The following is a 12,791-nucleotide window of genomic DNA, read 5'->3' on the forward strand; positions in this document are numbered from 1 at the left end:
ATAGATATGGCAACAGTAAAAGTAAAATTCCGCCCGTCAACAGTCGCAGACCGTCCGGGCAGCATCGTCATCAACGTAACCCGTCACCGTGTAGCGAGGCAAATCACGACCGGTTACAAAGTGTTTCCCTGTGAATGGGACGAAAAGCAGTCCCGGCTTGTCCCCACTGCCAGGAGTGACCGCATGGCCGCCGTCAATTCGACGGCGCAAAGGCTGTCCTGGGACTTGGAGAGGCTGCGTGGAATCATCGAAAGGTTCGACTGTCGGCAACGCGCCTATTCGGCAGACGATATTGTTGCGGAGTTCCAACGTACCGGCAAGGGGAATACCTTCTTTGTTTTTATGGAGAATGTCATTGTCAGGTTAAGGCAACTGGGGCACACCGGCACCGCCAACAATTACCGCGCGGCATTGGGGAGTTTCAAGCGGTTCCGTGCCCAGGAGGATATTCCAATCGGGGCAATAGATCCTGCCGTCATGGAGGACTATCAGGCGCACCTGAACGCTGCAGGGCTCGCACCCAATTCCACATCCTTTTACATGCGCATCCTCCGGGCGGTCTATAACCGGGCGGTCGAGCAGGAACTGACCGTCGACCGCAGACCTTTCCGGACCGTGTTTACCGGAACGGAGAAGACGCTCAAACGGGCTGTTTCAATCAGCGACATCAAGCGGATCAAAGGCCTCGACCTCTCGCACAGGCCGGGGCTTGAATTTGCCCGTGACGTGTTCCTCTTCCTTTTCCTTTGCAGGGGGATGTCATTCATCGATGCCGCTTTCCTGAGAAAGTCGGATGTTCATAACGGGGTGCTTTCCTACAGGCGCCACAAGACCGGCCAGCAGCTCCATGTCAAAGTCATAAGGCAAATTGAAGAACTGCTCGCGCGCTATCCGACCGACGGGCAGCCGTACCTGCTCCCGATTATAACCGTTCCCGGCAAGGACGAGCGCAAACAGTACGAATCCGCGTTACGCCGCATAAACAAGTCCCTTAAAACCATAGCGGAAATGGCAAAACTGCCGGTTACACTCACGACATACGTCACCCGCCATACCTGGGCGACCGTCGCCAAATCGAAGAACGTCCCTGTCAATGTCATTTCCGACGCGCTCGGGCATGATTCGGTCTCTACAACGCAAATCTATCTCGCGTCGATAGACTCGTCTGTCATAGACAATGCCAATGAACTGGTTGTGAGTGAATTATAACAGGATAAGCTGTGAGACAAAAACATCCGTCTCTTCCTAAGAAACGGATTCCGAATGCAAAAGTAAATAAAAATCCTGAATATCAAACTGTTGGAACGAAAATATTCAAGGGATTACACATAAAAAATAATATTCCGTAAAACAAACCAAGAGTAAGCTGATTACTTATAAACCTGATTATTAAGCAATTATATTTTACATCCGTTTCTTAGGAAGAAACGGACTTAAAGTAAAGATAATATGCACATGAGAGGTTTAATAGTATCAGCGTTCATGTTGCTCGGATGCATCCAGATGTTCGGGCAAGAGAGCCGGAAGGAGGTCTGCATCGGATTTCCGGTCGGCAACTCGACACTGGACACGGCTTATGGTGACAACGCCATGCGCCTGTCCGAAGTGGTGTCGTTTCTGGAAAGTGTGAAAAAAGACAGCACGCTCGAACTGGTCGAGGTGTCTTTCTGCGGTTCCGCCTCACCCGAGGGCGGCTTTGCCATAAACAGGGGATTGGCGGAAAAACGCCGCAATTCCCTTGAGCGTTATGTACGTGAACGCGTATCGCTTCCGGACGGCATCATTTCACGTCCCGAAGGATTTATCGCGTGGGAACGTCTCGCGGAGCTGGTCGAGGTGTCCGACATGCCCCACAAGGAAGAGGCGGTGGACGTGATGCGCAACGTGCCCGAATTTACCTATGACAATAAAGGTGTACTGGTTGACAGCCGCAAGAAACACCTGATGGAGTTGCAATATGGCCGTACCTGGCATTACATGCACAAGCATTTCTTTGACCAAATCCGCAATGCCAGTGTCATTCTCGTGACAGTCCGTCAAAAACCGGTAATCGAGGAAAAATCGGTTGTCAAGGAAGAGCCGGTCGTGCCGGTTCCTACAGACACGACATCCGTTGTGGAGAAAACGGACACGGGCGTGGTGGTTTCCCCTGAAACCTCAAAACCCTTCTACATGGCTCTCAAGACCAACATGCTCTACGATGTGCTGGCCGTTCCCAACATCGGGGTGGAATTTTACTTAGGCAAGAACTGGTCAATCAGTGGCAACTGGATGTACGGCTGGTGGAAAAAGAACAGCAGCCACCGTTACTGGCGCATATACGGAGGTGACATCGCCGTGCGCTACTGGTTCGGGAAGAAGGCCAGTGAAAAGCCGCTCACGGGACATCACGTGGGTGTTTACGGGCAGGCGTTCACTTACGACTTCGAGTGGGGAGGCAAAGGTTACATGGGCGGAGAACCCGGCGGAACGCTTTGGGACAAGACGAATTACGCGGCAGGCGTGGAATACGGTTACTCGCTGCCCGTCGCAAACCGCCTGAACATCGACTTCATGCTTGGCGTGGGCTACTGGGGAGGAAAATACTACACGTACACCCCCTTGGACGGCCACTATGTATGGCAGGCCACTAAAAACCGGCACTGGTTCGGTCCCACGAAGGCGGAAATCTCTCTGGTATGGCTTCTCGGAAGAGGCAACAGCAACAATAAGAAAGGAGGCGTGAAATGAGAAAGATACACATTATAACAGAATATGTCCCCTTGTTCGCGGGAATGCTCATGCTGCTTTCATCTTGCGAGCACAAGGACTTGTGCTTTGACCATGACCCGCATGCCCCGAAATCGGAGGTGCGCATAGAAGCGGAATACGAAAAGGAGTGGCAATATACCTATGAAGGCAGTACGGATTGGAAAAACTTCCCCACTTGGCAGGAATCGTTCGGTATGGAATACGACGCGTTGCGTCCCGGAATACCGGATGGCTTGCGTATGCAGGTGTACAACGCGGACGGCTCGGATGAGATCGTCAACATCGCCCCCGAGGGGGAGGTCGTGTATATGCGGCCGGGGGAACACTCCCTGCTGTTCTACAACAACGACACGGAATACATCGTGTTCGACGAGATGCAGTCGTTCGCTTCGGCAAAGGCCACCACACGAACCCGTACCCGTTCCTCTTATCTCGGTAATTCTTATATGGACACGAAAAACGAGAACACGGTGAACCAGCCCGATATGCTTTACGGCAGTTACATGGAGTCATACGTGGCGGAACGCTCGACCGAGACCGATGTGATACCTGTCACCATGCACCCGCTGGTGTTCACCTATCTGGTGCGTTACGAGTTCAGCCACGGGGTGGAATACGTGTCGCTGGCACGCGGTGCCTTGGCGGGCATGGCGCAGGCGGTATGGTTGAACAGCGGGCGCACGTCAGATGAAGCCGCAACCGTACTGTACGATTGTACGGTGGAAGATTTCGGCACACAGGCTTTGGTGCGTTCTTTCGGAATACCTGATTTCCCTAACGAACACTACGGGACAAGGGCCGGACGTAAGTACGGGCTGAATCTGGAAGTACGTTTGAAGAACGGAAAAATCAAGTCGTTCGATTTCGACGTGACCGACCAGGTGGCGGCGCAACCGCAGGGAGGTGTCATCGTGGTGAAGGGCATCGAGATATCCGATGAAGAGGGTACGGAAGGCGGCTCCGGCTTCGACGTGGACGTGGATGACTGGGGAGATTACGAGGACATAGAACTTCCTCTTTGATTTGCATAGAGAGTTATCAAAACATTTTTATTCACAATTTAATTTTTAATCAAATGAAAAAAATCTTTTTGATTGGATTGGCAGCAACAGCCATGTTGGCAAGCTGCAGCAACGACGAGACCGTGGAAATGGCACAGCAGAAGGCCATCGGTTTCAGCAACGCGTTCGTGAACAACGGAACACGCAGTATCGTGGACCCGAGTTTCACAACAACTTCTTTGGAAGACTTTGCCGTATATGGTTTCACACAGAACGGTCAGATCTTCAAGGGTGACAAGGTGTATAAAGGAGGTTCTGCCTCTACCGGATGGTCATACGATGTATTGCAGTACTGGGTTCCTGGCAACACTTACACTTTCGGTGCCATTGCGCCTTACAGTGTAGCGACAAATGTTTCCAATGTAGTATTGCCTGAAAATGCCACAAAGGTAGAAATGACGGTTGCTTTCACCAACACTGATGCGGATCAGGTTGACTTGCTTCACGCAGCTCCCGCGCAAATTGCCGGAACAGAGGTAACAGAGACATACAAAACTCCTGTTCCCATGACATTCAGCCACCAGCTTTCAAAAGTGAAATTCTCGTTCGAGAATGCAGTGGGTGAGGGTTACAACGTAAAAGTAAGCAATGTGAAAATCACGGATGCTTACACAAGCGGTACCCTGACAGTAGCCGCTGCCGGTAACACTTGGAGTAATCAGGAAACCAACGCACTTGAATTGGACTTCGGTAATGTAACAGCCGACGATGCTACCGCTGATGAAGCTGCCTTCATTGCCAACGCTGCAACTCTTGAAAGCTATAACGAAAAGCTGATGATTCCGATGGCTTCTACCGCTACATATACTGTAACTTTCACGGCAGAATTGTATCATGGTGACGTACTGTTGGGCTCTTACGACCACAATGTAAAAATCGAGAATGTTGAGTTCAAACTCGGTTACTGCTATGATTTCAAGGCTACTTTGACACATGAGAACATCGTGGATCCGGAGAATCCGTTGAAGCCTATCGAATTTACGGTTGACGGTATCACAGACTGGAACAAGGATAATCTTGACCAGACATTGGAAGTTCCCACAACCCAGAGCGGCAACTAATCCAACATCTTTTATAAGACCGGTTTAGCATCGTGTATTCTGGAATTATCATCCATGGAATAGACGATTTACCTACAGGGTGTAAGGGGTTGAATGTCCACTTACACTCACTAACAGCCGGGGCGTATTGCTTCAGGCAAACAAATATAAAACAGAAGAAATGAAGGTACATAAGAAAAATCCGAGTTGGATGGCGGGCGGCATGGCGACGATGTTGCTGTGCACGCTACTTTTCTCGTGCAATAACGAGGACTTTCTCGAAAGCGGGAATCCGGAGAAAGCCTGTGACAACATTTGTTTTGGCATATCGTCCGATAAGAACGTGCAGACAAGGGGATATGCCGGTAGTGATGACGAAGGATATACCGCAAACCGTTTCGTGTTGCGGTCGAACGACTCGGCAGACACGCTTTGTGTCCGTGCCATTGTTTCGGACGGTATCAACGTGTCCGGCTTCGAGGGCGAACAGGCCTTGACACGTGGAACGCCTGTTGGCAAAGACAATTTCTATACCAAGTTCCATGTGCTGGCATACTGGCGTAAGAATGGTACGCCCGTGGATCAGTTCTACATGAACACGAATGCTTCCAATGTGGGTGCTTCCGTCGGAACAGGTGCTATATGGAGCACGGAACAAATATACTATTGGCCGGGAGCGGATCATTCGTTCCAATTCTATGCCTGGGCGCCAACGGATGCCGGTGGCTTGACCACTCCGTCCTCTCCCCAAGATAAGTCTCTTGCATATACCGTTCCCGACGCCGCTGCCGACCAGAAAGACATTGTGGTGGCTACCACCAATGAAATACCGGGCAACAACAATGCGGCTGTGCCTCTCTCCTTCAAACACATCTGCACCGCCGTCCGCTTTGCCGTGGGCAGCCAGATGCAGCCCGGCTTTATCAAGAGCGTGGCTTTGGAAGGTGTCAAAAAAGCCGGTACTTACGATATGGCTACCGGTACATGGGCTCTTGCTGAGACGACCACGGATTTCTCGCAAGATGATTTGAACAAATCAATGACCGGAAACGAAACCGCCGGTGCGGAAATTACCAGTTCGGAAGGCACCTTTATGATGCTGCCGCAGACATTGCCTGCAGGGGCAACGATAAAAGTGGTGTTCACCAATGCTTCCGGTGTTGACCGCACACTCACCGCCTCTATCAGAAATACGGTATGGACGATGGGAACAACCGTGACTTACAAGCTGTCTATTACGCCGGAATATGAAATGAATATTGAAGTCCCGACTGAGGCACAGGATGCTCATTATATCACATTTCCGATTACCGTAAACGTGAAAGACTACGATGGCGCATGGACATTGACTTCCAACCTTACGAACGATGTATTCTTCACCCAGACCAAGACAGAGTTGCAAGAACAAGGTTATTGGATTGATGATGACAAAGGGACAAATACAATATCCGGTACAGGCAGCGGTAATTTCACATACCACGTGTATGTGACCGAAAGCATTGGTGATGCCGCCCGTGACCTCCAATTCCAAATCACCCCTGCTGTCAACGGTGCTACTCCAATCACAGCCACCGTTCAACAACTCTGTCCGAGTTGGAATGCACAGGGCGTAGGTTATGAACGTATCGAGGAAAATAACGGTGGAAACTATCCGTTCGGTTTTAAATGGGATAGAAAGGTAGTGTATAGTTATGAAGGATTTTGGGCATTCCTGTTTAAATGGGCTGCAGATGCTTATAAAAATACTGAAACAGAGTCCTATTTGACTACTACATGGCAAATTACATCTATTATTCCACCGAAATCCTTGACAACTGTAACCATAGATTACACGACAATCGGCAATAGTCTGAATGTTGGAATGGATACCGGAAATGGCTTATCTAATACCAGAAACCTGTACTTTTTTAAGGGTATTGGGGCTGTAAGTGAAATGGAAACAAATCTTGATGCGATAACTATCGGATCAGGAACGTGGGATAGTAAGACTATAAATGGTGGAGACTACCAATCTGTCCAAAATTTTGCTGTAAAAATGGCCGTAATGAAGAATAAGTTTTCAAAAGAGGAAAGAACAGAAACTAACAATGGAGAAACTCTGACTTATTATGTCCCAGTCATAACAGAGCAGGATATAAATTGGTATCTTCCTGCATCATCTGAACAATTATCCTTATCAGATGTGGAATATCCGTTAAGCGGTATTTATTGGAGCTCAACAGCGGCAAATGACAATATAAATGCTATTACATACGATGCCACGTCGAATACAACAACGATAGACAGAATGATTAACAAAAAGATACGTGCCGTCCGTATGAAACAATAAGATTCATAACAAAAAAATATTATACACAAACAAGCCAGCTTTCGATTAAAAACAGGAGAGCTGGCTTGTTTCGTTTAGTAGCTCATTACATAAAACAAGATATTGCTGTGAACATTCTCGATAACAAAGATAGTCCATGCAACCGTTCCCGGGGAATTCGACTGGAGACGGAAGCGAAATACCGCCCGGCTCTGGAGTTGTACGCATCCACCGACCTCTCCAATGTAGAGATATGCCGACGGTGTGGGGTTTCCGTCAACGGATTTTCCCGTTATGTAGGTACCTACCATCGCCATCTGATGCTGGAACGCAACGGTATCAAATGCAGCCCTGAAGAAGCAAAAAGCATCAATCTGAACCAGCGGCGGGGACAACTGCCTGCGACCCATGCCAAATACAAGGAGGCTATCGCAGCGTGCGACAGCATGGAATATATCGAGTGCAACGTATCGGAAATCGCCCGTGAGTTCGGATTGAGCGGTACGAATCTCGGCCGCCAGTTGCGGACACATTATCCCGAAGTGCTGGAGTTTCGGGAACGGGCACGGCAACGCCTGGGTCTGGATGACGGTCTGCCACGCGGCACACGCCCGTGGTGCAAGGAGCAATATGCCGAGGCGATCGAGCTTTTGCGTGCCGACCGCTATATCACGGTACAGGAAGCCGCCGAGCGGTGCGACGTATCCTATTCCGGGCTGGAGCAACACCTGATATTCTACCACAAGAAGCTGGTAGACAATCGCATCAAGGTACGCAAACAGGCTGTGAGGCGGCAGCGCAAGGGAGAGATAACGGGGCGCGGAACGCTTCATGCCCCCACCGCCGAGATAACGAAGAAGTATGCGGAAGCCCTGCACCTGTACCGTACCACACCCATGTCCGCCCGCAAGATAGCCAAACAGACAGATGTGCCGATAAAAGGCTTCTACGAATACCTGCAAACCTAGCACAAGGACTTGGTCTGCCAACGGAAAGGCATCCCCTACGAGGAAGGCAAGCCCGTGGACTGGTCTCAGGTGCGGAGATACAATCCTGCGACCGCCGTCAAATACGCCGATGCCATCGCCCGGCTGAAAGAGGGTGGAATGACCATGACAAAGGTGGCGGAGGAATTTGGCCTGCACCCCGACTGTTTCAGGATGTACCTGAAAGAGCATGAGCCGGAACTGCACGCAAGTTTGGGAATGAAAAAAACGGAAAACGGTGGAATAATGGCACCGCACAGCATGGGGAAATATGCCGAAGCCCTACAACTGTACTCTACGACAACCGAAAGCATAAAGTCATTGGCGCGGCGGTTCGGATTCAACGACTGCTCCTTCGGCCAGTTCATCAGAAGACATTTCCCCGAACTGCACGAACAGCATAAGGAACTGGTGCGACAAATGAAAAAGACGGATTAAGTTCACACTATGCTGATACGTTCTTTTGAAGCCAAACCGGACTAAAGCTGAATCCTGTTAATGAGTTCTATTGCCGTAATGTCACGCATAAAGGTGAAACCGAACCATTTTTTGCCCAAATCCTTGATTGATGCTCCAATGTGATACACTTTATCATCAATGAGCAGAAACCGGTCGTGTGCCTTGTTGAATCGCTTTACCTCGATAAGCGGATATTGGGCGTTGTGGCGGTCAACATCAAGTTGGAACTGGTTGCTGACACGCTGCGTGTAGATAGTGGCTGATACCCCTTCCTTTCTTTTATCAAGCAAAGTCAGCACGGTGTCATCCGCGTAATTGTCAATCAGTACAACGGACTGTTCAGCCTTCCGGATTAAATCAGAAACGAAACGGTAAGCGTCAAACACCTGCCCGTCATAGAAGATGCCCTGCACAGGAGGAACGTCGGCATCCAAACGCTTGAAAACCTCGTCGATGCGTCTGTCGGTCACGTCCTGATGCTGTTTCATTTCCAGTTGGTGATACTCTATAGTCTCAAGCCGTTGGAATAATTGGGCATTGGTCGCAATAAAGCGGCGCATGGATATGAAAGCCCTCATTATGCGGATGTTCACCTCGACAGCCGTCTTTGATTTCAATACCGAACTGAGCATGGCTATTCCTTGTTCAGTGAACGCGTAAGGCAGTTTTCGGGTTCCGCCCCAACTTGATGTCGCATTTTGCGACATCAAGTTATCAAGCTCGTCTTTGCTAAGCTGGAACATGAAATCATCAGGAAAGCGTTCCATATTACGCTTCACCTGTTCGTTCAGCCTTCGTGTTTCCACACCGTACAATGCGGACAAATCACTGTCAAGCATGACCTGTCGCTCTCTTATAATCCGAATCATCGGCTGGATGTTAATTACTTCGGGCAACTGGTCGCAATTTGCGACCGGCTCTTTTGCCATGCCGTTTATATTTTCCCTTTCTTTCGCCATAGTTCTGCTTTATTGTTCGCTTTCGTCCAGACCTTTGATAATTTCGATACCCAATGTGTTTTCTATTTTGCAAATGGTTTCCAGTGACATGTTCTTTTGCCCTTTCAGCATCTTGGAGATATATTGCTGGGTGCAATTCATTTTTTCGGCAAGCATCCGTTGCGACAAGCCGAGTTCCGACATTCGCTTTGACATAAGGACGGCAATAGTCCGTGAGCATTGCGCCCAGTCCCTTTTATCCTGTCCTGATTTGACTGTCTGCGATTCGGTCTCCAAACCCACGCGAGGCATTTTGTCTGTCACTGTATTCATTGAAACGATTACATTGCTTAATTCAGTTGCAAAGGTAGCACAAATATTCGAAATTGCACAACTTCTGGGTTGTTGTTCCGTGGAAAGAAACGAAATACCATACCTAAATCAAAGATTTAGGGAAGTAGAGACTTGTCGCCTCTTTATTCATAATGGTAATGAACTTCCATGTTGTTAATTCCTATGTTTTACCGTAAGAACAATATTTCTCCATTTGTTTGTTGCGAATTTGTTACGCATAAATTATTTACCTATATATCACTATTGATTATCAGAGTGTTGTAATTTATACAAAATCAATTATGATAAATTGGGCGAAGTAATACAAGGTCATGCTATTGGCTATGCTATGGGCACTTCGATAATTGAGATGACTCAATATGGAATTCCTGTAATTATGGCTATGGCTAGTCCTGACTACAAGTTGTTTAGCAAAGATATCTGTGGTGGTTTATATGTTAATAAGAGCCAAGGTAACGTTGGCGTGGATTTATTCTATGACAATGATTTGAATAAATTCCCGACTATTGATGAGACAATATCAAGTATAGAAGGTGATTATCTTAATTCTGCGAAGTCGTCATATGAATGTATTCGAAAGATGTTTGATTTTGAGACTAACGCAGAAGCGTATATATCATCTTTAAAGAGAGGAGAGTATATTAAATATAAAATATCTATACCTCAAGCATGTTTATTAAGAAAAGTAATATTTATACACTTGAGAACTTGTTATGAACATTCTTAGTATTATCAGGCAAAAGCTTAAGCTATTCTATATTTTTAAATTAGGAAGTTCTTTTGGAACACAACTTGTCTCTCTTTTCCTTATATATTTATTTAGTCCAGATGAATATGGACAATTAGCTCTTGTGATTACCGTTGCGCAATTGTTGTATATATTAACTACTGGATGGACTGACCCGACTATTGTTAATATTGGAACAAAAGAGTATATAGAAAAAGGGTCTTACAAAAACATTGTTTTATATAGGCTGATAATTGTATTTATATGTTTCATTTTGGTAAGTTTATCTTACGTAATATTTAAAGAAAGAATAACGGATCTAATAAAGGATGAATCATATATAGGAGAAACTTTCATTCTTTTTCTTGGATTCTCCATTCAAAGTTTCTTCAATCAATTATTATATCCTTGCTCAAAGAATAATTTGCAATCTATGTTTGATATTGTTTATACCATATTATTCGTTTTAATCGTATGTTTTTTTTTGCAGAAGCATTAAGTCATACGTATATATATTCTTTGTGCTAAATCTGGCTTATGCTGTACTTGTATCAATATTTTATTGGAACTTTTTTACAAAAGATAAACTTAATATAAGTTGGAGTGGCTTTAATAAAACGCTATATTTTTCTATTTGGCAAATATTGGGGGTCTTAGGTATTTATCTGACAAATTTGGGTGTTAATTATGTTTATGCAATTGAGAACATAAGCGTATCCGATATAGGTTTGTATAATGTTGCATATAAACTATTTAGCGAGTTTACTCCGATATTTGCTATTTGTGTGATAATAATTCCGCAATGGATATATGGCTCCAGAAATAAGGACAAGTTAATAAGAAATATAAGAAGGAATACCGCTATGGGTGTTGGTGCTTTATCATTTGTATATTTATTAATATATTTTTTATTGACTCCATTTTTAAACTTGATAGGAAAATATGAATATTTACAATCAGTTGATTTTTATTTATGGTTATTCCCGGCATTTGTTTTTATGTGTTATAGTCAAATAATACAGTTGATAATTATGACTACTTCTGCTTTTAAATATATCCAATATGCAACTTTAGTTCAAGGAGTAATACTCGTTTTTTTTTGCTTTGCTTTTGTGCATTTTTTTGGTATAATAGGTGCTATAATATCTGTGACAATTGCGTATTTAGGGAAGTCAGTTTATCTGTATAGTATCTATCATAAAAAAGCTATTTATTTAATAAAAAATATTTCTGAATATGAATGAAAATGTAAAAATTCTTTGTTGTTACTACAAGGAGAATGAATTTGTTCCATCAGATGATATCTATTTCCCAATACAATGTGGTAAAGCATCAACAGGCTTAAACCTAAAAATGCAGGGTGATGATATAGGTGATAACATTAGTGCCCGAAATCAATTTTGGTCTGAAATTACAGGATTATATTGGTTTTGGAAGAATATGAAGTCTGTTGACTGTGTTGGCTTGTGCAGCTATAGACGTTTTTTTAATTTTAATCATAGTCGTTTTATGCCAATGATAAAGATTTTACAAAAATCTAATTATGCAAAAATTAATGATATTAAAATCCCTAATATTGCTAGGATCTTATCAAAATACGATATTGTGACACCGAAAAAATATTGGTATGCATATAGCTTGTATAATGTAAATAGAATGAATTATTATATTGATGATTTCAAAATATTGCAAGATATAATACATGAATTGTATCCTGAGTATGATGTCGCTTTTATAGAATTGCTTCGTAAACATAATTTTGTATATGGACATAATATGTTTATAATGAAGTGGAGCCTATTTGATGATTATTGTAAATGGGTATTTGATATATTATTAGAAGCTGAACGCAGAATTGATGCAAGCAATTATCCAATAGATAAAATTAGAGTATTTGGCTATATGCATGAACTGTTGCTTACGTTGTATATCTTCAAAAACAATCTGAAGAACTATCAAAGTCAGATTAATTGGGTCACAGACGAAGTAAGTAAATCTCAGTTTAATAGCTTGAAATATAAAATTGCTTGTAAATGCTCTTTTTTCTTCAATAAACCAAGAAATTAGATTTTAAGATATGGTCTATGTTTTTATTGGTCTTCTGCTATTATACTATTGCTATCGACACGATATAAAAGGCCTATAATAGATTAAAAAGAGGATTGCC

The 12,791-nt window shown here is 44.9% G+C and carries 12 protein-coding genes; 10 read left to right on the plus strand and 2 right to left on the minus strand.

The genetic code is table 11. The annotated features are described in order from the left end of the window. Positions 1–6: 6 nt before the first annotated feature. From ACYIA1_RS01690 to ACYIA1_RS01720, 7 genes are all read left to right on the plus strand, one after another. The gene (locus tag ACYIA1_RS01690; RefSeq protein ID WP_480334178.1) at positions 7–1,209 is read left to right on the plus strand and encodes a tyrosine-type recombinase/integrase; all 1,203 of its coding nucleotides are present in this window, start codon (positions 7–9) and stop codon (positions 1,207–1,209) included. A gap of 246 nt (positions 1,210–1,455) precedes the next feature. Further along, positions 1,456–2,730, plus strand: a complete 1,275-nt coding sequence (locus ACYIA1_RS01695; RefSeq protein WP_480334180.1) for a DUF3575 domain-containing protein — start codon at positions 1,456–1,458, stop codon at positions 2,728–2,730. Continuing rightward, positions 2,727–3,773: a DUF5119 domain-containing protein gene (locus tag ACYIA1_RS01700; RefSeq protein ID WP_087321778.1), complete on the plus strand. Its 1,047-nt coding sequence runs from the start codon at positions 2,727–2,729 to the stop codon at positions 3,771–3,773. Before ACYIA1_RS01695 ends, ACYIA1_RS01700 begins: the two co-directional genes overlap by 4 nt. A gap of 53 nt (positions 3,774–3,826) precedes the next feature. Next, positions 3,827–4,873: a fimbrillin family protein gene (locus ACYIA1_RS01705; protein WP_480334182.1), complete on the plus strand. Its 1,047-nt coding sequence runs from the start codon at positions 3,827–3,829 to the stop codon at positions 4,871–4,873. 160 nt (positions 4,874–5,033) lie between these two features. Beyond that, complete coding sequence (locus ACYIA1_RS01710; protein ID WP_480334184.1) at positions 5,034–7,181, plus strand: fimbrillin family protein; 2,148 nt, start codon at positions 5,034–5,036, stop codon at positions 7,179–7,181. A gap of 107 nt (positions 7,182–7,288) precedes the next feature. After that, complete coding sequence (locus ACYIA1_RS01715; RefSeq protein ID WP_272709447.1) at positions 7,289–8,128, plus strand: hypothetical protein; 840 nt, start codon at positions 7,289–7,291, stop codon at positions 8,126–8,128. Positions 8,129–8,182: 54 nt separating this feature from the next. After that, on the plus strand, positions 8,183–8,584 hold the full coding sequence (locus ACYIA1_RS01720; protein WP_480334186.1) for a hypothetical protein: 402 nt from the start codon (positions 8,183–8,185) through the stop codon (positions 8,582–8,584). 41 nt (positions 8,585–8,625) lie between these two features. On the opposite strand, the gene ACYIA1_RS01725 is transcribed toward ACYIA1_RS01720, so the two are convergent. Both ACYIA1_RS01725 and ACYIA1_RS01730 read right to left on the minus strand, forming a co-directional pair. Beyond that, positions 8,626–9,564 (minus strand): ORF6N domain-containing protein, encoded by a 939-nt coding sequence (locus ACYIA1_RS01725; protein ID WP_195207740.1) that lies wholly within the window; start codon positions 9,562–9,564, stop codon positions 8,626–8,628. 9 nt (positions 9,565–9,573) lie between these two features. Then, complete coding sequence (locus ACYIA1_RS01730) at positions 9,574–9,876, minus strand: helix-turn-helix domain-containing protein (RefSeq protein WP_195207739.1); 303 nt, start codon at positions 9,874–9,876, stop codon at positions 9,574–9,576. 310 nt (positions 9,877–10,186) lie between these two features. Here ACYIA1_RS01730 and ACYIA1_RS01735 point away from each other — a divergent pair, with 310 nt between their 5' ends. From ACYIA1_RS01735 to ACYIA1_RS01745, 3 genes are all read left to right on the plus strand, one after another. After that, on the plus strand, positions 10,187–10,624 hold the full coding sequence (locus tag ACYIA1_RS01735) for a hypothetical protein (protein WP_480334189.1): 438 nt from the start codon (positions 10,187–10,189) through the stop codon (positions 10,622–10,624). Between the two features lie 521 nt (positions 10,625–11,145). After that, positions 11,146–11,868 (plus strand): lipopolysaccharide biosynthesis protein, encoded by a 723-nt coding sequence (locus tag ACYIA1_RS01740; RefSeq protein ID WP_480334191.1) that lies wholly within the window; start codon positions 11,146–11,148, stop codon positions 11,866–11,868. Continuing rightward, positions 11,861–12,691: a DUF4422 domain-containing protein gene (locus ACYIA1_RS01745; RefSeq protein ID WP_480334193.1), complete on the plus strand. Its 831-nt coding sequence runs from the start codon at positions 11,861–11,863 to the stop codon at positions 12,689–12,691. Before ACYIA1_RS01740 ends, ACYIA1_RS01745 begins: the two co-directional genes overlap by 8 nt. The last annotated feature ends 100 nt before the right edge of the window (positions 12,692–12,791 follow it).

This window comes from Parabacteroides sp. KHUB-02 (assembly GCF_056640955.1).

Coding starts and splice junctions, on each gene's coding strand:
- ACYIA1_RS01690 (WP_480334178.1), top strand. CDS start 7: ATGGCAACAGTAAAAGTAAAATTCCGCCCGTCAACAGTCGCAGACCGT.
- ACYIA1_RS01695 (WP_480334180.1), top strand. CDS start 1,456: ATGAGAGGTTTAATAGTATCAGCGTTCATGTTGCTCGGATGCATCCAG.
- ACYIA1_RS01700 (WP_087321778.1), top strand. CDS start 2,727: ATGAGAAAGATACACATTATAACAGAATATGTCCCCTTGTTCGCGGGA.
- ACYIA1_RS01705 (WP_480334182.1), top strand. CDS start 3,827: ATGAAAAAAATCTTTTTGATTGGATTGGCAGCAACAGCCATGTTGGCA.
- ACYIA1_RS01710 (WP_480334184.1), top strand. CDS start 5,034: ATGAAGGTACATAAGAAAAATCCGAGTTGGATGGCGGGCGGCATGGCG.
- ACYIA1_RS01725 (WP_195207740.1), bottom strand. CDS start 9,564: ATGGCGAAAGAAAGGGAAAATATAAACGGCATGGCAAAAGAGCCGGTC.
- ACYIA1_RS01730 (WP_195207739.1), bottom strand. CDS start 9,876: ATGAATACAGTGACAGACAAAATGCCTCGCGTGGGTTTGGAGACCGAA.
- ACYIA1_RS01745 (WP_480334193.1), top strand. CDS start 11,861: ATGAATGAAAATGTAAAAATTCTTTGTTGTTACTACAAGGAGAATGAA.